The sequence below is a fragment of the Mesorhizobium sp. BR-1-1-10 genome (genome assembly GCF_020165595.1).
In the GTDB taxonomy this organism is placed as follows: Bacteria; Pseudomonadota; Alphaproteobacteria; order Rhizobiales; family Rhizobiaceae; genus Mesorhizobium; species Mesorhizobium australicum.
Window position 1 is genome coordinate 109,802 of record NZ_JAIUIL010000014.1, and the last position, 21,657, is coordinate 131,458.

At 63.0% G+C, this 21,657-nt stretch carries 20 protein-coding genes; 13 read left to right on the forward strand and 7 right to left on the reverse strand.

Translation table 11 applies throughout. From position 1 onward, the window contains the following. The first annotated feature begins 83 nt into the window (after positions 1-83). Positions 84-449 (forward strand): hypothetical protein, encoded by a 366-nt coding sequence (locus LB555_RS25975; RefSeq protein ID WP_224684097.1) that lies wholly within the window; start codon positions 84-86, stop codon positions 447-449. Positions 450-550: 101 nt separating this feature from the next. Here the strand turns inward: LB555_RS25975 and LB555_RS25980 are convergent, their stop codons facing one another. Then, positions 551-766, reverse strand: a complete 216-nt coding sequence (locus LB555_RS25980) for a hypothetical protein (protein ID WP_140720378.1) — start codon at positions 764-766, stop codon at positions 551-553. A 273-nt stretch (positions 767-1,039) separates the two neighbouring features. Here LB555_RS25980 and LB555_RS25985 point away from each other — a divergent pair, with 273 nt between their 5' ends. The 8 genes from LB555_RS25985 (at position 1,040) to phoB (ending at position 12,171) form a co-directional block, all read left to right on the forward strand. After that, the gene (locus LB555_RS25985) at positions 1,040-1,276 is read left to right on the forward strand and encodes a hypothetical protein (RefSeq protein WP_015315381.1); all 237 of its coding nucleotides are present in this window, start codon (positions 1,040-1,042) and stop codon (positions 1,274-1,276) included. 610 nt (positions 1,277-1,886) lie between these two features. Next, positions 1,887-6,437 (forward strand): PAS domain-containing protein, encoded by a 4,551-nt coding sequence (locus tag LB555_RS25990; RefSeq protein ID WP_224684098.1) that lies wholly within the window; start codon positions 1,887-1,889, stop codon positions 6,435-6,437. 531 nt (positions 6,438-6,968) lie between these two features. After that, the gene (gene pstS / locus LB555_RS25995; RefSeq protein ID WP_015315383.1) at positions 6,969-8,024 is read left to right on the forward strand and encodes a phosphate ABC transporter substrate-binding protein PstS; all 1,056 of its coding nucleotides are present in this window, start codon (positions 6,969-6,971) and stop codon (positions 8,022-8,024) included. 66 nt (positions 8,025-8,090) lie between these two features. Continuing rightward, positions 8,091-9,074 carry a phosphate ABC transporter permease subunit PstC gene (pstC, locus tag LB555_RS26000; protein ID WP_140712709.1) on the forward strand — a complete coding sequence of 328 codons (984 nt, stop codon included), beginning with the start codon at positions 8,091-8,093 and terminating at the stop codon, positions 9,072-9,074. 3 nt (positions 9,075-9,077) lie between these two features. Then, entirely contained in the window at positions 9,078-9,929 is an 852-nt protein-coding gene (gene pstA / locus LB555_RS26005; RefSeq protein WP_140662985.1) for a phosphate ABC transporter permease PstA, read from the forward strand. Beyond that, a complete protein-coding gene (pstB, locus tag LB555_RS26010) occupies positions 9,926-10,729 on the forward strand; it encodes a phosphate ABC transporter ATP-binding protein PstB (RefSeq protein WP_224684099.1) in 804 nt (267 codons plus the stop codon). Before pstA ends, pstB begins: the two co-directional genes overlap by 4 nt. A gap of 25 nt (positions 10,730-10,754) precedes the next feature. Continuing rightward, the gene (gene phoU / locus LB555_RS26015; RefSeq protein ID WP_015315387.1) at positions 10,755-11,462 is read left to right on the forward strand and encodes a phosphate signaling complex protein PhoU; all 708 of its coding nucleotides are present in this window, start codon (positions 10,755-10,757) and stop codon (positions 11,460-11,462) included. Between the two features lie 19 nt (positions 11,463-11,481). Further along, complete coding sequence (gene phoB, locus LB555_RS26020; protein WP_010911896.1) at positions 11,482-12,171, forward strand: phosphate regulon transcriptional regulator PhoB; 690 nt, start codon at positions 11,482-11,484, stop codon at positions 12,169-12,171. Between the two features lie 2 nt (positions 12,172-12,173). Here phoB and LB555_RS26025 read toward each other — a convergent pair whose 3' ends face one another. Beyond that, complete coding sequence (locus LB555_RS26025) at positions 12,174-13,409, reverse strand: ROK family protein (RefSeq protein ID WP_224684100.1); 1,236 nt, start codon at positions 13,407-13,409, stop codon at positions 12,174-12,176. Positions 13,410-13,673: 264 nt separating this feature from the next. Between LB555_RS26025 and xylF the strand changes: the two genes are divergently transcribed. The 4 genes from xylF (at position 13,674) to LB555_RS26045 (ending at position 18,902) form a co-directional block, all read left to right on the forward strand. Beyond that, a complete protein-coding gene (gene xylF, locus LB555_RS26030; RefSeq protein WP_140789808.1) occupies positions 13,674-14,714 on the forward strand; it encodes a D-xylose ABC transporter substrate-binding protein in 1,041 nt (346 codons plus the stop codon). Between the two features lie 237 nt (positions 14,715-14,951). Next, positions 14,952-16,304 carry a sugar ABC transporter permease gene (locus tag LB555_RS26035; protein WP_015315390.1) on the forward strand — a complete coding sequence of 451 codons (1,353 nt, stop codon included), beginning with the start codon at positions 14,952-14,954 and terminating at the stop codon, positions 16,302-16,304. 10 nt (positions 16,305-16,314) lie between these two features. Further along, positions 16,315-17,139, forward strand: coding sequence for an ATP-binding cassette domain-containing protein (locus tag LB555_RS26040; protein WP_224684101.1), 825 nt, complete (start codon positions 16,315-16,317; stop codon positions 17,137-17,139). A gap of 140 nt (positions 17,140-17,279) precedes the next feature. Next, positions 17,280-18,902, forward strand: a complete 1,623-nt coding sequence (locus LB555_RS26045) for a CHASE domain-containing protein (RefSeq protein WP_015315392.1) — start codon at positions 17,280-17,282, stop codon at positions 18,900-18,902. Between the two features lie 91 nt (positions 18,903-18,993). Here the strand turns inward: LB555_RS26045 and LB555_RS26050 are convergent, their stop codons facing one another. The 5 genes from LB555_RS26050 to LB555_RS26070 form a co-directional block, all read right to left on the reverse strand. Further along, positions 18,994-19,239: a YMGG-like glycine zipper-containing protein gene (locus LB555_RS26050; RefSeq protein WP_015315393.1), complete on the reverse strand. Its 246-nt coding sequence runs from the start codon at positions 19,237-19,239 to the stop codon at positions 18,994-18,996. Between the two features lie 82 nt (positions 19,240-19,321). Further along, the gene (locus tag LB555_RS26055; protein ID WP_015315394.1) at positions 19,322-19,648 is read right to left on the reverse strand and encodes a hypothetical protein; all 327 of its coding nucleotides are present in this window, start codon (positions 19,646-19,648) and stop codon (positions 19,322-19,324) included. 164 nt (positions 19,649-19,812) lie between these two features. Beyond that, a complete protein-coding gene (locus tag LB555_RS26060) occupies positions 19,813-19,989 on the reverse strand; it encodes a hypothetical protein (RefSeq protein WP_015315395.1) in 177 nt (58 codons plus the stop codon). A 133-nt stretch (positions 19,990-20,122) separates the two neighbouring features. Continuing rightward, positions 20,123-21,157: a sensor histidine kinase gene (locus LB555_RS26065; RefSeq protein ID WP_224684102.1), complete on the reverse strand. Its 1,035-nt coding sequence runs from the start codon at positions 21,155-21,157 to the stop codon at positions 20,123-20,125. A 187-nt stretch (positions 21,158-21,344) separates the two neighbouring features. After that, positions 21,345-21,509: a DUF1328 domain-containing protein gene (locus LB555_RS26070; protein WP_010911886.1), complete on the reverse strand. Its 165-nt coding sequence runs from the start codon at positions 21,507-21,509 to the stop codon at positions 21,345-21,347. Positions 21,510-21,657: the final 148 nt, after the last annotated feature.

A 21,657-nucleotide genomic window follows, 5' to 3' on the forward strand; every position in this document is an offset into this window, starting at 1 on the left:
TATTGTCATTGCCCATGTCGGCTCTACCATCGATCCCAGCAGTCCGGCGGGTTGCCGGACTGTCGTGACGATGAGGGCTTGCGATGAAACGTGTTGCAAAACTGGTGATTGCGGGTGTGATGTCGGCAGGTGTCGTATATGCATCGGCCGCAACGCTCAACACTATGGACGATGTCGGGACCGCGATCCAGTCCTGCTGGACACCGCCTGCCGGTGCCGGAGATTCGACTGTAACCCTGAGTTTCAGTTTCAAGCGCGACGGCACTCTGATAGGGCCGCCGCGACCAACCGCCGCCAAGGTGGCGGGCGACGACAAGGCACGTAAGGCATTCATCGATGCGGCAATAGCGGCGGTGAAGAATTGCACGCCGCTGAGTTTATCGCCGGAGCTGTCGCAAGGGATTGCCGGCAACGTGTTCACGCAGCAATTCGTTTCGCCCAAGCAATAGCGGTAGCGCCCAAAGAACGCCTGCCATGGAGCGGGCATCGGCACGGGTGTTCGTCGAACCGGAGAACCGGGTCGGGTGTCGTTTCCCCCGATCGCCGCAGATCAATGGCTCAGGCGCCGTGCTTCGGCATGCCGTGCCAGATCCGGGGTCTCGAAGACGTAGTCGCTCCAGGCCGATTCCGGAATCTGCCCGGCCAGATAGCACTCCAGTAACAGGTTTTGCTCGGGGTTGAGCGGCCGTGGGGCACGCCCGTGATCCAGCCCGAGGGAGTGAAAAAGGTTTCTTGTCAGCTCCGATACGGTGAAATGCATCGACATCGCGCGTTCTCCTTTGCGCCTCAACGCGGCAGTACGGGCAAAGGTTTCAGTGCCGGACACCGGTAACGCCTGATTGATCGCAGGCTCGACGCATCGGCCCGCCGACGGCCACCCAGCTCCAGTCGATCGAGGCCGGCCAGCGGACAGTGCGTGTGGTCGGCCCCGCCTTTTTCCCGGCTGAATGACCCACGAGTGTTCTCGCGGGAACGGCCGTCTTCGGAACAGGGGCCCGCTTCCCGGCGTTGTGGTCGATATCAGGCAGGGAGAAGCGCCATGGCCACGTTCAGGGAAATGCGGGTACTGGAGATCGTCGAAGACGGCTCCCTGACTACCGACCAGAAGATCGCTGAATTGCGCAAGATCGAATCCGAGGCGCGCGGGCTGCAACGGGCGGCGTCGGAGAGCCCGATGGGCGACGATGACGGCTGGCAGGACGATCTGCGCCAGGTTCGGCTTGCTCTCGACAAGCTCGGCGCCAAGGAACCGAGGAAGGGCGCGGCAACGCTATAGAGCCGAACCGTTCCAAAGCACGCCGCGTCGAAGCGGATTCAGGCGCCGCGCTTTAGGTCTTTGTTTTTATGCATTAGTCGCAAACCATGCGAACTCTTTGGCCGGGAGCGCTTACGTTCCTGCATGCCAATTGTTTTTCGGGGCCCGATGACGGAGGAGAGGGCGTTGTCGCCCTGGTCTGAGACCGTCTGTGAGGCGCAGGCTTAACGACCCTGCGCTCGTAAAACCGCCCAGGAGGCTGGGGTGGACCCGGAAAGGCGCTGTTGTCGACCTGCGGCTGGTAGTCGACATTGGGCGGCGGCCGGTCCCAGATTCGCCTGGCGTCGAGCGGCCGCGGAATAACCACCGTGCCGTCATAGCTGCGAGAGCAGCCGCCGCCGAAAAGCAGCGCCACGCCCAGCAAGAAAGGCCCTATCCGTCCGTACATTAGCAACACCCCTGTGCATGCTTATAGCGCGGCCTTGCTCCGCGCCACAACCGGACGGAATAACGCAGCAGGAACAGGCCGGTTGCGCCGTTAAGGTTAGCGGATCGTTAATGCTTCTGCGGCACATTCCGCCGACGGACCGCGGAGGGAGGGTTCGGCCTTGATTTTCGGGGTGGGGACAGCATGGCGGAATCGGACGAAGCAATCGGCGTGCGCGGCAAGCGCAAGCCCGGCAAGGCAGCCGCGCCTGGCGGCGATGGGCCATCCGGCGTCGACATGGATTGCGCCGACGCGCTGCGCCAACTCGTCGAAGCGGGCTCGGACTGGATTTGGGAAACCGACGCGGAATTGCGCTTTTCCTGGCTTTCCCAAGATTACCAGGCGGCAACCGGTATCGATCCGGCAATGGTGCTTGGCCGGTTCCGCTTCGATTTTCTCAACCAGGTCCTGAAGGGCAACCGCGGTGCGGCGGCGCATCTGGAGGATTTGCAGGCGCACCGGCCGTTCCGCGACTTCGTCTACGAACTGAAGGGAGGCCGCCCCGACTGCCGCTGGGTGCTGACGTCAGGCTTCCCGCGTTTCGACAGCGAAGGAAAATTCGTCGGCTATCGCGGCCTGGGCCGCAACGTCACCGCGCTGGCCAGCGCCTTCGAGGCCATGCAGCCGGCGGCTGGCGGCGATGCCGTCCAGCATCTCGCCGATCTCGAGCGGACGATGGATGCCATGCATATGGGCGTCGTGCTTCTGGACGCCAGGCTCGATACGCTCATCGTCAACAAGGCCTACCGCGATCTCTCCAGGATTCCGGACGGGGCCGTGACGGTAGGCGCGCCGTTCAGCCTGCTGATGGAACTCAATCGCCGCAACGGCATCTATGGCGACATCGACGAAGAGCAATGGCAGCGCTACCTCGCCACGCGCATCGAAGAGATCAAGGCCGGCACCGTGGCACCTCGGGAGTTTGCCCACACCGACGGGCGCACCATGATGTTCTCCGTCACGGCTCTGTCGGGAGGCAAACGCCTGCTGACCTACTATGAGGTCACCGAGGTCAAGCGGCGGGACGCCGAGATCGAGAATGCCAACGCCAAGATAGCCGAGACTTTCGCCAATCTCCGCACCATGGTCGATCAGATGCCGATCGGTGTTCTTGTCCTCGATGCCGACATGCGTGCCGAGGTCATCAACCGCGCCTTTTACGATTTCTGGCAGATCGACGCCCGGCGCGCCGAGACCGGCTGCAGCTTCCTCGATCTGATGGAAGCCAGCCGCGACATCGACCCGTATGGTTCGGACGACGCGACATGGCACCGGCATGTCGCCGAACGCGAGGCTGAAATCAGAGCCGGCACAGCTGGAGCGAGGCAGTTCCCGCGCAATGACGGCAGGACGCTGATCTCGTCGATGGCGCCGCTGGCCGGCGGCAAGCGGTTCATTTCCTATGTCGATGTCACCGACATGAAGGATCGCGAGGCCGAACTTGCCGAAGCGCTGGAAAAGGCGCGGCTGGCGGAAGCAGTAATCAACGGGGTCAAGGATCCGATCTTCGTCAAGGACGACAATCTGCGCTTCGTCTTCGTCAACGAGGCCTTCGCGGCGCTGTTCAAGCAGGCGCCGCAGGCCATGCTTGGCAGGCCGGGAAGCGATTTCCTCGGGCCGGACGAGGTCGCGCTGTTCGAAAGCAGCGAACGCGAGGTGCTGGCCGGCGGACAGCAATACGAAGTGGAAGAAAGCTTCAAGGCCGGCGGCGGCACCCGTTCGCGTATCGTCAGGAAGAACCGCGTCCGCATGGCAAGCGGCCGCGACTATGTCGCCGGCTTTCTGTTCGACATCTCCGACATGAAGCGGCGCGAGACCGAAGCCGAAGATGCGCGCAAGCATCTCGCCAGCGTGCTGGAATCGCTGCCGGCGGGGGTCATCATCTACGACCGCGACGACAAGTTCGTCTTCGCCAACCACAGGCTGCAGGATACGTTGCCGGCGCTGAAGCCTTTGTGGCAGCCCGGCCGCACCTTCCGCGAAGCGCTGGAGTTCGGCCATTCGGTGGGTTATTTCCGTTCGAGTGGCGATCCTGGGATCGACAGCCTGTACGAAGGCGATTCCGAACGCTGGCTTGACGGCATCCTGGCGCGTTACCGTCTGCCGAATTCCTCCTATGAGCGCCTCAATGCGGATGGCCGCTGGTACCAGGTCTACGATATGCGCACAGGCGACGGCACGTTCATCGGGGTGCGCGTCGACATCACCGACCTCAAGAGCCGCGAGGCGGCGCTTCATGATTCGATGCGCCAGATCGATCTCTTCCGCCATGTCATGGACGAGTTGCCGGTAGCCGCCTTCATCAAGGCGCAGGACCTGAGCATCGAATTCGTCAACAAGGCCTGGTGCGCGCTGACGGGTCTCGCCAAGGACGACGTCATCGGCCGGACCGACCGTCAGCTGTTCAACGGCGAGGAAGCGGAGGGCTTCAGCCAGGACGATACCGATGTCGTGACGAACGGCAATGTGCGCGAGGTCGAGGAGCCCGTCACCCATCGTGACGGAACGGTGCGGCAGTTGATGACGCGCAAGAGCCGCCTGGTGGCCACGGACGGATCGGTGCATCTGGTCGGATCCAGCACCGACATCACCGACGTCAAGGCGCGCGAGCAAGCTCTGGAAGAGAGCATGCGCGAGAACGAGGTGTTCCGCAGCCTGATCGACAACGTGCCGGTGTCGATCTACGCCAAGCGCTCCGATCTCAGGCAGTTCTATGTCAACAAGGGCTGGTGCGATCTCACCGGCTTCAGCAAGCAGGAGGCGATCGGCAAGACCGACGTCGAGATCTTCGGGCCGGATGGCGAGGCCTTCGTGGCCAGCGATCTCGCCGTGCTGCGTACCGGCGAGACCCAGGAGATCGAGGAGACGGTGCGCCTTTCAGACGGCAGCGTCAGGCATCAGTTCGCCCGCAAGGGCGCAATGATCGCCTCTGACGGTTCGCTCTACCTGATCGGTTCGACCACAGATATTACGGAACTCAAGCAGCGCGAGGCGGAGCTCAGCGAGGCGCGCCGGCGCGCCGTGCTCGCCGACCGCGCCAAGTCGGAGTTCCTAGCCAATATGAGCCACGAGATCCGCACGCCGATGAACGGCGTGCTGGGCATGGCTGAACTCCTGGCCAAATCCAATCTCGATCCGAAGCAGAAGACATTCACCGACATCATCGTCAAATCGGGCAACGCGCTCTTGACCATCATCAACGACATCCTGGATTTCTCCAAGATCGATGCCGGCCAGCTGGTGCTCGACCCGGCGCCATTCAATCTCGCCGAGGCGATCGAGGACGTGGCGACGCTGGTGTCGACACGGGCCAAGGAAAAGGATCTGGAGCTCATCGTGCGCATCGAGCCACGGCTCGAAAGCCTGTTCATCGGCGATGTCGGCCGCATCCGGCAAATCGTCACCAACCTGCTCGGCAATGCGGTGAAGTTCACCGATGAAGGCCACGTGCTGGTCGACGTGACCGGCGAACGGGTTCCAACGGGAACCAGGCTGACGATCTCGGTCACCGATACCGGCATAGGCATCCCCGAGGAAAAACTGAAACTGGTGTTCGAGAAATTCAGCCAGGTCGATACGTCCTCGACAAGGCGCCACGAGGGCACCGGGCTTGGCCTTGCCATCACCTCGCGGCTGGTCGATCTGATGGGCGGCGACATTGGCGTCGAGAGCGCCGAAGGCAAGGGGTCAACCTTCTGGTTCACCGTAACGTTGCCAGGGGCCGGGCAGCAGAGCGGGCAGCGCATCACGCCGGTGGACGTGACGGGCGCACGCGTGCTGATCGTCGATGACAACGCCGTCAACCGCGCCATCCTGACCGAGCAGATGACCTCGTGGACGTTCGATTCCTGCGCGGCCGAAAGCGGCGCCGAAGGTCTCAAGGTGCTGATCGCCGCGGCAGCTTATGGCGTGGCGGTCGACTGCGTCGTGCTCGACTACCAGATGCCTGAAATGAGCGGCGCCGAAATGGCGCGTATCGTGCGCAACACCGAGGGCCTCGCGGACACGCCGATCATCATGCTGACATCGGTCGACCAGTCGCTTGCCAACACCAGCTACCGCGATCTTGGCATCGACGCCCAGCTGATCAAGCCGGCGCGCTCCTCGGTGCTCCTGGAAACGCTGGTCGCGACCATCCAGCGCCATCGCCACGCCACCAGCGGCCACGCCGTTCAACCGCTCACGGGCGAGGCGCCCGAGGCGTCCCGGCCGCCGCCCCTGGCACCATCCGAGCAGCGCGCGCAATTGCAGCCGCCACAGGTTCGCCCCAGGTTGCCCGCGACGGCCGGCGGGCACAGGCTGGATATACTGGTGGCCGAGGACAATGAGGTGAACCAGATGGTGTTCACGCAAATCCTCGGCGAGACCGGCTATGGTTTCGAGATCGTCGGCAATGGCCGCAAGGCGCTCGACGCCTTCGGTACGCTCAATCCGTGCATGATCCTGATGGATGTCTCGATGCCGGAGATGAGTGGTCTCGAAGCGACGGCCGCGATCCGCCTGCTGGAGCAGGAGACCGGCACGCATGTGCCGATCGTCGGCGTCACCGCGCATGCGCTCAAGGGCGACCGCGAGCGCTGCCTGGAGGCAGGCATGGACGACTATCTGCCCAAGCCGATCAGCCCCAGGGCCCTGCTCGAGAAGGTCGAGCGCTGGGTCGGCGCCGGCCGTCAGGTCCACCGCAACGCGGGATAGAGCCCGCGTCGCCTGAATTGCAGGATCCGGGGAGGCAACAAGGAATCAGCGGAGATTCGCTGCTACCGCTGCGTGCAATGACTATGGTGCGATCGCGCCATATCAAAGGCCGTGTCCAGCCGGAACAATAGCGAAATCGAATTCCGCTCTTCTCAGTTACGGGCGGGAGCAGCGACCGCCTGCAAGAAACAGTGTCACTCTACCCCAACGGACCTGTTTTTGGCGATGGCCCGGCCATGACACGCTCTGGCTGCGAGCAACGCGCTCCCGTCCGGATTTTCTTCATTTGGGAAAAGCCTGGTCGAGTCCGGGGTGATTTCAGCCGGTCGGACGGCTCAAGCCCCTGATTCCGGGGGTAAACTCGGACCGCGCCGCGAGCGCCCGAGATCGGCGTCTTTCGCGTTACCGGCAACGCGTTACCGGGCTGACATGAAACTGTCATGCGACTGTTATAATCGAAGGCTATTGGCCTCAGCGGGCGCCGGCAAGAAGTGGCGCCGAGAGACCATCTTCCGAACAGGAGCAGGCCACATGAGACATTTCATCCGCTCGGCGGCCGTTGCGATTGCAATGGCTGCGGCGTCCACCCTCACCCTTTCCGCAGCAATGGCGGCTGACCTTTCCGGCGCCGGCTCGACCTTCATCTATCCGGTGTTCGCCAAATGGGCCGACACCTACAAGAAGGACACCGGCATCGGCCTCAACTATCAGTCGATCGGTTCGGGCGGCGGTATCAAGCAGGTCATCGCCAAGACCGTGACCTTCGGCGCCACCGACAAGCCGATGTCCGACGCCGATCTGGAAAAGAACGGCCTCGTGCAGTTCCCGATGGTGATGGGCGGCATCGTGCCGATCGTCAACCTCACGGGCATCAAGCCGGGCGAACTCGTCCTCGACGGCAAGACGCTGGCCCAGATCTATCTCGGCGCGATCACCACCTGGGACGATGCCGCGATCAAGGCCCTGAACCCGGACCTTAAGCTGCCGTCGACCGCTATCGCCGTCGTTCATCGTTCGGACGGCTCGGGCACGACCTTCAACTTCACTGACTACCTCGTGAAGCTCTCGCCCGACTGGAAGGACAAGGTCGGCTCGGATACGGCCGTCGAATGGCCGACCGGCGTCGGCGCCAAGGGCAGCGAAGGCGTTGCCAACACCGTCAAGCAGACCGACGGCGGCATCGGCTATGTCGAATATGCCTATGCCAAGCAGAACAATCTCTCCTACTCCAAGATGCTGAACGCCGCCGGCAAGGTCGTCGAGCCGTCGCTCGAATCCTTCGGCGCGGCTGCTTCGAACGCCGACTTCAAGGGCGCCAAGAACTTCAACGTCATCATCACCAACGAGCCGGGCGACGCCACCTGGCCGATCGCTGCCTCGACCTGGGTGCTGATCCACAAGACCCCGGACGATGCCGCAGCCACCGGCGAAGCGCTCAAGTTCTTTGCCTGGGCCTACAAGGACGGCAAGGAAACCGCCAAGGCGCTCGACTATGTGTCGATCCCCGATAGCGTCGTCGACCTGATCAAGGCTTCGTGGAAGGCCGACATCAAGGCCGACGGCAAGCCCGTCTACGCCGGCGAGTAATATCTTTCTGGAGGAGCGCCGCCCCGCGGCGCTCCTTTTCAATCAACACAAAGAGCCGAGCTTGACATGAGCGCTGCCCACGAAGCCTTGCCAGCCATTCGAGGTTCACGCGACGCCACCGTCAGACGGTTCGCGTTGACCGATTCGATCTTCCATGGGCTGACCCGCGCCGCCGCCATTCTCGTGCTGGTGCTGCTCGGCGGCGTCGCCATCTCGCTGTTCGCCGGTTCCTGGCAGGCACTGTCGACCTTCGGCTTCTCCTTTCTGACCACCGAGAGCTGGAATCCCGTCACCGAGAAATTCGGCGCCCTGGCGCCGATCTATGGCACCATCATCACTTCGGCCATCGCCATCCTGATCGCTGTGCCGCTCGGCATCGGCATCGCCATTTTTCTTACCGAGCTTTGCCCGCGTCCGCTTCGGCGCCCGATCGGCATGGCGGTGGAACTGCTGGCCGGCATTCCTTCGATCATCTACGGCATCTGGGGCCTGTTCGTGCTGGCACCGTTCCTGCAGACGACAGTGCAACCTTTCATCATCAACGTGTTCCACGGCATTCCCGGCCTTAACAGCCTGTTTGCCGGGCCTCCTTATGGCATCGGCCTGCTGACCTCGGCGATGATCCTGGCCATCATGATCCTGCCTTTCATCACCTCGATCACCAAGGATGTGTTCGATACGGTGCCGCCGGTGCTGAAGGAGTCCGCCTACGGCATTGGCTGCACGACCTGGGAGGTAACACGCCGGGTCGTCGTCCCCTACACCCGCATCGGCATCATGGGCGGCGTCATGCTTGCGCTCGGCCGTGCACTCGGTGAAACCATGGCGGTCACCTTCGTCATCGGCAACGCCCACCGGATCAGCGCCTCGCTGTTCGCGCCGGCAACGACGATCTCGGCAACCATCGCCAACGAATTCACCGAAGCCGTCGGCGATCTCTACACTTCCTCGTTGGTGGCGCTCGGCCTGATCCTGTTCGTCATCACCTTCCTCATCCTTGCCATCGCCCGCTACATGCTGATGCGCATCGATGCCCGTACCGGAGTCTGACCGATGTCGACAGCCGCATCGCTTCACCAGAGCCGCAAGCGCAAGAACGGCGTGATGATGACGCTCTGCGTCGTCGCCGCCGGCATCGGCCTTGCCTGGCTGGCGCTGATCCTCGGCGCGCTGCTCTATAAGGGCCTGTCGGGCGTTTCGCTCTCAGTGTTCACGGAAATGACCCCGCCGCCCGGTGATGCCGGTGGCCTGCTCAACGCCATCTACGGCAGCATCGTGATGACTATTATCGGCATCGTCGTCGGCACGCCGATCGGCGTGCTGGCCGGCACCTACATGGCCGAATATGGCCGCTTTTCGAAGCTCACCACCGTGGTGCGCTTTATCAACGACATCCTGCTGTCGGCGCCCTCAATCATCATCGGCCTGTTCGTCTACGAATTGATGGTGCGGCCGATGGGACATTTCTCGGCCATCGCCGGTGCCGTGGCACTGGCCATCCTGGTCATTCCCGTCGTGGTGCGTACCACCGAGGACATGCTCAACCTTGTGCCGAACGCTTTGCGCGAGGCCGGCACGGCGATTGGCGCGCCGCGCTGGGTGGTGATTCGTTCGGTGGCCTACCGCGCGGCGATGTCCGGCATCGTCACCGGCATATTGCTGGCCATTGCCCGCATTTCCGGCGAGACGGCGCCACTTCTTTTCACGGCGCTCAACAACCAGTTCTGGTCGAGCAATCTCAATGCGCCGATGGCCAGCCTGCCGGTGACCATCTTCCAGTTCGCTCTCAGCCCTTACGAGGAATGGCAGCAACTGGCGTGGACCGGCGCACTCATAATCACATTGACGGTTCTCGCGCTCAGCATCTTTGCGCGCAGCCTGACCGGACGCAGAGAGGACAAATGAGCCAGATGTTGTCTCCAGACATGACGATTGCGACAGACGCAGCCGCCAAGGCGAAGATCGAGGTCAAGAACCTCAATTTCTACTACGGCCAGTCGAAGGCGCTGAAGGACATCACCTTGTCGCTGCCCGAGCGCAGCGTGACGGCCTTCATCGGACCATCGGGTTGCGGAAAGTCGACGCTGCTGCGCGTCTTCAACCGCATCTACGAGCTCTACCCCAAGCAGACCGCCGAGGGTCAGGTGCTGCTCGACGGCCAGAACGTTCTCGACCGCTCGCAGGACCTCAACCTGTTGCGCACCAAGATCGGCATGGTGTTCCAGAAGCCGACGCCGTTCCCGATGTCGATCTATGAGAACATCGCCTTCGGCGTCCGCCTCTACGAGAAGATCGGCAAGGCCGAGATGGACGGCCGTGTCGAGCAGGCGTTGAAACGCGCCGCGCTGTGGAACGAAGTCAAGGACAAGCTCAACGCCAGCGGCCTCAGCCTGTCGGGCGGCCAGCAGCAGCGGCTTTGCATCGCCCGCACCGTGGCGGTCAAGCCGGAGGTCATCCTGCTCGACGAGCCGGCCTCGGCGCTCGACCCATTGTCGACCGCCAAGATCGAGGAATTGATCGACGAGTTGCAGGCCGACTACACGATCGTCATCGTCACCCACAACATGCAGCAGGCCGCGCGCGTGTCGAAGCAGACGGCTTTCATGTATCTGGGCGAGCTGGTCGAATTCGACAAAACCGAGAAAATCTTCACGTCGCCTCGCGAGAAGCGCACGCAGGACTATATCACCGGCCGCTTCGGCTGATCTCACGCATACGAGGACCAGGATCATGGCCGAACACACAGTCGCAGCCTTCGACGAGGATCTCGGACAGATCAGCAGGCTGATCAGCGACATGGGGGATCTCGCCGGCACGATGGTCGGCGGCGCCACCAAGGCGCTGCTGAATTCCGACAACGCGCTGGCACAGCGCGTCGTCTCCGACGACGCCATCATGGACGCGCGCCAGCGCGAACTCGATGATCGCGCCATCACCCTGATCGCCAAGCGCCAGCCGATGGCCGACGATCTGCGTCATGTCGTCGGCTCGATCCGCATGGCGGGCGATCTCGAACGCATCGGCGACCTTGCCAAGAACATCGCCAAGCGCGTCGGCTCGGTCGGCCTCACCGCCACGCCGCGCGACCTGTCGCATTCCATCGACTCCATGGCGCAGCTGGTACTGATCCAGGTGCAGGGCGTCGTCGAGGAATATGCGGCGGGCGATGCCGCCGCCCTCGCCAAGCTCAGGAATGACGACGAACGCATCGACGTCAAATACACTTCGGTCTTCCGCGAACTCCTGACCTACATGATGGAGGATCCCCGCAACATCACGGCTTGCACGCATCTTTTGTTCTGCGCCAAGAATCTCGAACGCATCGGCGACCATGTGACCAACATCGCCGAGAATGCGTATTATGTGCTGACCGGCACGCAACTGCCCGCCAACCGTCCGAAGCAGGACGAGACGGCGATGTCGGTGCCGGCGGCTTGACGGCAGGGATGATCGATCGATGATCGCGCCACGCATCATGGTGGTGGAGGACGAGGAGCCGCTGGGCGTGCTCCTCCGCTACAACCTGGAGTCCGAGGGTTACCAGGTCGAGGTGGTGACACGCGGCGACGAAGCCGAGATACGCCTCCAGGAAAACGTGCCCGACCTCCTGGTGCTCGACTGGATGGTGCCGGCGGTTTCCGGCATCGAACTCTGTCGGCGCCTGCGCATGCGGCCCGAGACGGAGCGATTGCCGATCATCATGCTGACGGCGCGCGGCGAGGAGAGCGACCGCGTGCGCGGCCTCTCGACCGGCGCCGACGACTATCTGGTCAAGCCGTTCTCGACGCCGGAATTCATGGCCCGGGTCAAGGCGCTGCTGCGCCGCGCCAAGCCGGAAGTGCTGTCCAGCGTGCTCAAGGTCGGTGACATCGTGCTCGACCGCGAATCGCACCGGGTCTATCGCAAGAAGAGCGAGATCCGGCTCGGACCGACCGAGTTCCGGCTGCTCGAATTCATGATGCGCCATCCCGGCCGCGTGTTCTCGCGCAGCCAGTTGCTCGACAATGTCTGGGGCGAGACGATCTACATCGACGAGCGCACCGTGGATGTGCATGTCGGCCGCCTGCGCAAGGCGGTCAACAATGGCCGCATGCCCGATGTGATACGCACCATCCGTGGCGCGGGCTACGCAATCCGCGAGGATTGAGATCAGGCCACGTTCTTGCCGGATCTCACCTGCACGCCCGGCGCGAAGATCTCCTGGTCGACGAAGGTGAGCGCGCGCATGGCGCAGCCCTCGCGGATCAGCGGCAATTCGTTCGGCTCTGTATCGAAGGAAATCGACGTCGAATGCTGGCCGCCGGCGGTCTGGGCGATGGCCTCACGCAAGGCCGGCTCGATCAGATCGAAGGCGGCGGCGCTGACGCCGACCATCGCAACCGGCGCCGGATCGATCAGCGCGAACAGGCTGCCAAGGCCATAGCCCAGCGCCTCGCCGGCCTTGCGATAGGCCTCGCGCTCCGGTCCGTCTCTTTCGCGCGCCGTAGCCGCCAATGCGCGCATGTCGGCGTCGCTGACGTCGACCGGTTTGGCGTCCTCACCCATCTTTCCTGCATTACGCCAGATGGCATAGTTGCCGGCATAGGCCTCGACGCAGCCGCGCCGCCCGCAGCGGCAGAGCGCGCCGCCCGGGCGATGGATCATGTGGCCGAACTCGCCGCCGGAGGAATGGGTGCCGGTGAACAGCTCGCCCTTCAGCACCAGGCCCATGCCGATGCCGTGCGAGAGCAGGATGGCGATGAAGTCGTCGCGGTAGCGCTCGGGGTCGCGCCAGCGCAGCGCCACAGCCATCATGTTGCAGTCGTTCTCCATGGTGGCGGGGATGCCGAATTCGGCTTCGAGTATATCGGCGAAGGCAATGTCCGTCTGCGGCGTGATCGGCGACCACAGCATGGCGCGCGCCTCGGTGTCTGTGATGCCCTGGATCGCCAGCGCGATGCGGGCAATGCTGGCGACATCGAGGTCGGGATCCTCGAGGCGGCGCCGGACGATGGCCACGCATTCGCCGATCAGCGCCTCGCGCGACATGGTCAGCGTGTCCAGCCGGCGCTGCTCCTCCGATATCACCTGGCCGGCGTAGTCGATGAGGGCGACGGAGAGGAAATTCAGCGACAGCACCACGGTCATGACCGCCGCGGCCTCGGGGTTGAGACAAAGGCCCACCTGCGGCCGGCCGCGTTTCAGTGAGCCGGCCTCGTTCGGCTTGCCTTCGCTCAGGATACCTTCGCCGATCAGGTCGGCTGATATCGCCGATATGGTCGAGTGGCTGAGGGCGGTAGTAGCGGCGATCTCGGTGCGCGAGGGCTGGCCACCCCGGCGCACGGCTCCAATCACCATTGCGCGGTTGCGCCGGCGCAGATCGTCGTGGCGGATTCCGACCGACATCATTCCCTCCCCGTCGCCGTGGTTCTTGACGCCCCCTCGAACACCTCCGGCAACGGGTCGAATACTGGCAGAAGCGGCTGGGGCTGTCATTTATTTATTGCGGGGCTCGAAAAAAGGCTTCTGGCACCTCAAAATGCGTCAGAATCAATGTTGACAGTGCTCAGGCGATGGACCAGTGTTTTTTCGAGGCTCGAAAAAATAGGGCCTTTGTGCCGGCCTTAGGGCCAGTTTGGTCGCGCCACACGCGGGCGCAGGGAGGATATCATGAAGAGATTCACAGTCGCCATTCTGGCGGGTGTCGCCATGTCGCTGACGCTGGCGTCGGTCGCGCAGGCAAAGGACAAGGTCATCGGCGTGTCGTGGTCCAACTTCCAGGAGGAGCGCTGGAAGACCGACGAGGCGGCCATGAAGAAGGCGATCGAGGCCGCGGGCGACAAGTACATTTCCGCCGATGCGCAGTCCAATCCCGGCAAGCAGCTGACCGATGTCGAGAGCCTGATTTCGCAGGGTGCCAATTCGCTGATCATCCTGGCGCAGGACGCGTCGGCCATCGGCCCGGCGGTACAGAAGGCGCTCGACGAGGGCATTCCGGTCGTCGGCTATGACCGCCTGATCGAGAACAAGGACGTCTTCTACCTGACCTTCGACAACAAGGAAGTTGGCCGCATGCAGGCCCGCGAAGTGTTCAAGGTGAAGCCTGAGGGCAATTACGTCTTCATCAAGGGCTCCGGCGCCGATCCGAATGCCGACTTCCTGTTCTCGGGCTCGATGGAAGTGCTGAAGGCGGCCATAGACAGCGGCAAGATCAAGAATGTCGGCGAAGCCTATACGGACGGCTGGCTGCCCGCCAACGCCCAGAAGAACATGGAACAGTTCCTCACCGCCAACGACAACAAGGTCGACGCCGTGGTCGCCGCCAATGACGGCACCGCCGGCGGCGTCGTCGCGGCGCTGACGGCGCAGGGGCTCGCCGGCACCGTGCCGGTCTCCGGCCAGGACGGCGACCACGCCGCGCTCAACCGCATCGCGCTCGGCACCCAGACCGTGTCGGTGTGGAAGGACGCGCGCGAACTCGGCAAGAACGCCGCCGAGATCGCCTCGCAACTCGCCGACGGCAAGAAGATGACCGACATCGCCGGCGTGAAGGACTTCACGACGCCTGGCGGCAACACCGTCAAGTCGCTGTTCCTGACCCCGGTGGCCATCACCAAGGACAATCTCAACCTCGTCATCGACGCCGGCTGGATCAAGAAGGACGAAGTCTGCACGGGCGTTGCCGCGGGCAGCGTCGCGGCCTGCAACTGAGCTTGATCGCCTGAAAAGTCGGAAACGCCGCGGCGTGGAACGGTCAGTGTTCTGAACACTGGCCGTTCCAATTTCCTTGTCTTCGCAATTCCGGACGAAAAACCCTTACGCACTTTTCCTGGAATTGCTTCCAAGCCGCGGCGTTTTCCCGACAAGATTTGTGTTTCCGCCGCTGGCGGCTAACTTCTGGGCTCTGGTCCGGCTCCGCGTCAGACGGCAAGCCGCTGGGAGGACATCATGACCGACACGACCTCAACCTCGCAGGCCGATACGGCGCGTGCGTCGGAACTCGGCGCGGTCGCGCGTTTCCTGAAGGCGACCGAGATCGATACCCGCATGCTCGGCATGATCGGCGCGCTGCTGCTGATCTGGGTCGCGCTGCATGTGATTTCGAGCCTGCGTCTTGGTGTCAATCCGCTCGATTTCGACAGCCGCACGTTCCTCACGCCACGCAATCTGTGGAACCTGTCGGTGCAGACGTCCGCGGTCGCCATCATGGCCTGCGGCATGGTGCTGGTCATCGTCATGCGCAACATCGACCTGTCCGTCGGTTCCGCCGAGGGCTTGATCGGCATGGTCATGGGCTTTGCGCAGGTACATTTCCTGGTTCGGTTCGTAGGACTTGAACTCGGCAACCCATGGATCTGGGTCCTGGCACTAGTCATCGGTCTGGCGCTCGGGCTTTTGATCGGCGCCTTCCAGGGCTTCGTCATCGCCTATCTCGAAGTGCCGGCCTTCATCGTCACGCTGGGTGGCCTGCTGGTCTGGCGCGGCGCCGCCTGGTGGGTCACGTCAGGCCAGACGGTGGCACCGCTCGACGCCACGTTCCAGCTTATGGGCGGCGGACCGGCCGGATCGATCGGCGCCACCTGGAGCTGGGTCGTCGGCATCGTCGCCTGCCTGGCCGTCGTGTTCGCGCTGTTCAACGGGCGGGTCCAGCGCAAGCGCTTCCGCTTCCCCCTGCGGCCGATCTGGGCCGAGACGCTGCTCGGCGTCGTCACCTGCGCCGTCATCATGGGCGCGGTCTGGCTGGCCAACTCCTATCCATGGCCGATCGGGATCGTGAACCGGTACGCGGCCGCCAACAACATCACCGTGCCGGAGGGCGGGCTGTTCATCGCCCACGGCATCGCCATACCGGTGCTGATGGCGGTCGCCGTCGGTCTGGTCATGACCTTCATCACCAACCGCACCCGTTTCGGCCGTTATGTCTTTGCTATCGGCGGCAATCCGGAAGCGGCCAATCTCGCCGGCATCAACACGCGCTGGATCACCATGAAGGTGTTCATGATCATGGGCGTGCTGGCCACGATCGCCGCCGCCATTTCGTCGGCCCGGCAGAACTCGTCCACCAATGTGCTGGGAACATTGGATGAGCTGCTGGTCATTGCCGCGGCCGTCATCGGCGGCACCTCGCTTGCCGGCGGCTCGGGAACCATCATCGGCGCCATGCTCGGTGCATTGCTGATGCAGTCGCTGCAGTCGGGCATGGTGCTGCTCGGTGTCGATTCGCCGTTGCAGAGCATCGTCGTCGGCGCCGTGCTGGTCATCGCCGTCTGGCTCGACACCGTCTATCGCAAGCGGGTTTAGGGATACGACCATGGCTGACAAAACCGCTCCCGTAAGGGCCCTCGCAACTGCGCCCACTGGCACGCCGCTGGTCGACATGCGCAACATCTCGATCGCCTTCGGCGGCATCCGCGCCGTCGACGACGCCTCGATCGATCTTTTCCCCGGCGAGGTCGTGGCACTGCTCGGCCACAACGGCGCCGGCAAGTCGACGCTGATCAAGATCCTGTCCGGCGCCTACAAACGCGATGCGGGCCAGATCTTCGTCAATGGCGAGGAGGCAGCGATTTCCAACCCGCGCGACGCCAAGAAATACGGTATCGAGACGATCTACCAGACGCTGGCGCTGGCCGACAATGTCGATGCCGCCGCCAACCTGTTCCTCGGCCGCGAACTGATGACCGCCTGGGGCACGCTCGACGACGTCGCCATGGAGGCCGAGGCGCGCAAGGTGATGGGGCGGCTCAATCCCCGCTTCCAGCGCTTCAAGGAGCCGGTGATCAAGCTGTCAGGCGGTCAGCGGCAATCGGTGGCGATCGCCCGCGCGATCCTGTTCAATGCCCGCATCCTGATCATGGACGAGCCGACGGCGGCACTTGGGCCCCAGGAAACCGCCCAGGTCGGCGAGTTGGTCAGGCAGCTCAAATCCGATGGCATCGGCATCTTCCTGATCAGCCACGACATCCACGACGTCTTCGAGCTGGCCGACCGTGTCTGCGTGATGAAGAATGGCCAGGTGGTCGGTACCGCCCGCACGACTGACGTCACGCAGGACGAGGTGCTTGGGATGATCATCCTGGGCAAATGTCCTCCAGGTGCCATACCGGGGCCGGGCGCGCTGAAGATCGCCGCCTGAGGCCGGTCAGGCCGCTTCGGGCACGCCCCGTTGCCGGTCACGTGATATGCCAGTGATCACGATGGTGTGGCCTGACCATTGTGTTGGCCCGGCGACTTGCCCATAAAAGGTCCTGTTTTGCTCATGGACCGCATCATCCGTTGAAGAAGCTTTTTCCAATCGTCGCGTTCATTGCCGTTGCACTGATCAGCATGACCATGGCGGGGTTCGCTTATTTCGCGACGCAGGAAGCCGCCCGTATCAAGTTCGAAGGGGCGGCCGATGACGCCCTCAACCGGATCGAGAGCCGCATCGACCTGCACCTGTCGCTGCTGCGCTCGACACAGGCCCTGTTCGACGCACGCAACGGCGATATTTCCCAGAACGAGTTCAAGGCATTCTTCAAGGCGCTGGATGTCGACAACAATTTCGCCGGCCTGCGAGGCATCGGCTTCCTGCGGCTGGTCAGGACGGGCGACGAGGCAGCGGTGGAACGCGACACCCTCCACGATTTCGGCGCCAGTCATCCGGTCTATCCGGATACGACGCAGGCCTGGCGCACGCCGATCGCGCTTTTCGAGCCGCTCGATCCGTCCAACCAGACCATCATCGGCTACGACATGTTCAGCGAGCCGGTGCGGCGTGCGGCGATCGAAAAAGCCATGGCCGACGACCAGCAGCATGCGAGCGGGCTGGTGCAACTCGGCCAGGGCATGGGCGTGGCGCAGACTTTCACGGGCTTCCTGGTCTATGTGCGGCTCAATGTGGAAACCGCACCGGAGGTCATCAACGCATCGCGGTCCTCGACCGCCGGCTTTCTCTATGCGGCCTTTCGGGCCCGGGACCTGTTCCAGATCGCGCTCAGCCGTGCGCCGCTGCTGCCGGTCAACACCGAGATCTATGATGGAGCGGTGAACGGCGACAATCTGTTGTTCCGCTCGGAGACGCCACCGGCCTCATCCCTGGGAGACCGGCTGCTGGTCACCCGCAAGATGACCGTGGCGGGACGCCCGTGGACCGTATTGTTCAGGCCAACCAGCGCCTTCTCGCAACCCTCTTCGCGCGCCATCCCCGTGATGCTGGGGCTGTTCGGCCTGCTCCTGGCAGGCGCCATCGCGCTGGTGGCGCGCTATCAGGAGCGAGCCTATGACGCGGTGTCGGCCTTGCACGAGACGACGGAAAAAAGCCTTCTCGAAAAGGACCTGATGCTGCAGGAGATGAAGCATCGCATCAAGAACTCCATCACCAGGGTGCTGGCGATCGCGCGGCAGACGGCTTCGCGGGCAACCGACGTCAATGAGTTTTCCGCTTCCTTCTCGGCCAGGCTGCAGGCGATGGCCGCCTCGCAGGACATGTTGACGCGCTCGCGCTGGCAGAAAGCCGACCTTGCCGATCTGCTGCGCATCGAGCTTGGCCAAGTGTTCGGCAAGGAACTGCCGGACGGGCTCCTGTCAGGCCCGGAGGTGCTGCTCGATGAAACAACGACGCAGGCGCTTGGGCTGACCTTTCATGAACTCGCCACCAACGCGCTGAAATACGGCGAAGCCGGCAATTTCGTTGGCGCTCTCAAGGTGAACTGGTCGCTGGAAGGGCGGGGGCGCGAGCGGACGCTGGCGCTGAACTGGCGGGAGGCGGGGAAGAAGAGGGTAGAGGCGCCATCGCGGACGGGATTCGGCACCAAGCTGATCGATCTCAATGTCACGCGCGAGCTGCGCGGCACGATCAGACGCGATTTTCAGGCCGATGGCCTCAAGGTGGAAATCAAAATTCCACTGGCCGGCTGAAACCCACCCGTCAGCGGCCCTAGCGGCCGACCCCCAGCCACGAAAATCCGGAGGCCCCTGGGCCTCCGGATTTTGACTTGTTATCGCTGAATCAGTTGCAGCGGGCCGTGTAGATCCGACCGCGATGGTCGCGATACTGGCAGTAGCCGTTGCGCAGGTTGCGAACCAGCAGGCCGGAACCGGCACCGACGGCCGCGCCGATCAGGGCACCCTTGCCGCCGCCGACCAACCCACCCACGCCCGCGCCGATCAAGCCGCCGCCGACGACGTCCTGCTCGGTCGAGGTACAGCCGCTGACGGCAACCACCGCAACCATGGCAATAAGTATTTTCCGCATAGAGTCACTCCTCACTTGTGTCCACACTTTGGTAAGCTCCAACCGCCATTTAGCACGAAACGACGGCCTTTGCTGCTGCAATTTATTGTTGGCTAAGGTCGTCTTTTTCTGGGCGGTTCGTGTTCGATGCCATGACGACGTTGGATACGGCCAACGAAGCGTCAAGACTACCATCTGGCCGCACCTTCCAGACAATCTGATCGTAGTCGTCCTCCAAGGCGGGATCGACCGCGAGGCATTTGGCGACGACATGCTGCGCCTGCCCCTGCACGTCGCCCATCGCGAAGGGGCGCTCAGCGGTGCATTCGTCAGCAGTCGCAAAAACACTGACAGGGACCTGCAATTCCCGACATTCGGCCATCGTGTTCGAGCAACCGATCACCAGCAGCAACGCGGCTATGTGTTCCATGACAGATGTTCCTCTGGCCGCATTAACGGCCGGCATCGTCAAAAAGTTCCTGTCATTCCAACAGCGTTACGCGAATAGTTCGGAGAAAACCGCGGCTCCTCACGCTGCGGCGTTAGCCTGCCCGGCGACTTCAATTGGCGCGACGGAGAGGAGAGCAGATTTAGTCAGGTCAACTGCCAGAAAATGGCCAGCACCATGATCGCGGCCGCGGCAAGAACGATCCCCTTCATCAACCCCCTACCTGCTTCAGGGAGTGCCTCCATGGAGGGTTCGGATTCCAGAAATTCGCCCATCGAAATACGGGCGGCTTGTTCCAATCTGTTCATGTCGGCAATCGTCAAGACATTCCTCCCGTACCGTGCTTCGAGCCTGCCAACAATCTCCGAAGGCGGGGCAGGTTCCGACGGTATCTGGGAAAAACAGCATCCGCGCTTATGGTGAACAGCCGGTTAAGGATTGTTGTTTGCCAGGCTCTCACTGCGTCTCGAAATTGCTGTGCGGCACGACAAGGCGATATTCGAGGTGGCCCTCGCCGATATCCAGGTTCGCGGTTCCGTTCAGGGATGCCGGCACCACCCGCTCCAACGCAACGCTTCCGAAGCGCCGTTGACCGCCGCCACCGCGATTGGCTTCTATCGTTTCGGCCCATGTCAGCGACAGCGCAACCTCCCCCGTGGCGGCAGCGTCGAGTTGGGCGGTAACCTCGACGAAGCCATCCGGCCGGGACAGGGCGCCGTAGCTCAACGAGTTGACGGCAAGTTCATGCATCGCCAGCCCGATATGCAGCGCGGCGTTGGGATTGAGGTAAGGATTGGCGCCACGAAAACGGAGGCTGTGCGACGGGTTCGCGCCATAGCGGCCGACCTGGCCCGCCACCAGTTCATGAAGGGCTGCCCCTCGCCAATTGGAGGATGTCACCAGATCCTGGGAGGAGGCCAGCGACTGCAGCCGGCCGCGGAAGCGCGTCAGGAAATCGCCGATGCCGTCGGAATAGCGACCGGTCTGGGTCGCGATGCTCTGGATGATCGCCAGGAGGTTCTTCGAGCGATGGCTGACTTCCCGCAGCAGCGTCGTCAACGTCTGTTCACGCCGCTTTTGCTCGGTCGTCTCGACCATGGTGGTGACGACGCCCTGTACATCGCCATCGTCGCCTCGGTCGGCATCGACCCAAATCTGAAACCAGCGAACGCCATTCTCGACCGGGACACTGATTTCAAGGCGCTGGGGATTGCCGGTCGCGATCACATCGCGCTTGGCGGCGCCGATGCGGTCGGTCTGCGCCGTCGGCAAAATGCCGTTGCCATCGACATCGTCGGAGGCCCACGGGGCGCGCATGTTGCGGGCCCATACGGTCTTCATCTCACGATCCTGATAGAGGACGGAAATGCCGGCATTGTGGAGCGCGTGGAGAAGAGCCCGGCCAAGCTGCATGCCGCTCTCGGCGGGATGCATGGCGATCACTTCATCGCCCCGTGCGCCTTCCTCTCTATCTGAAGTCCTCGAGCGCATCGGTCAACCTGTCCACCCCAACTCAGACTGAACCGCTCACCTGCCACATCGGTTCCAAATGAATCGGCATAACCACCCTTCCCAAAGCGGTCCGCCGGACGGCGTCCAGTAAAGGACACCGCCCGGCGGTGGCTGGAAACCGTTTGAGGGGTGCGGCTTCCAGTGTTCCTCTATTCAGTCGCCAGGCTCACGCCCGTCTGAAAAGGCCGGCCAAAAGCGAAATGACCAGGAATGCGAGGAAGATGAAGAACAATATCTGCGCGATACCGGCGGATGTGCCGGCGATGCCGCCGAAACCAAGCGCGCCGGCAATAATCGCCACGACGAGAAATACGAGCGCCCAGTAAAGCATGGTTCATCTCCTTCCAATGATACGGTGAAAACGTGGGTAAATGCGGTTTGTTCCACCATTCGCCGAAAAAGCCGATGCTTGCAAACCGTTCCAGGCAGCGCGGGCTGGAAATTCGCTGGCGGCCGATCCGGCTTGTCAAGAAGGCCAC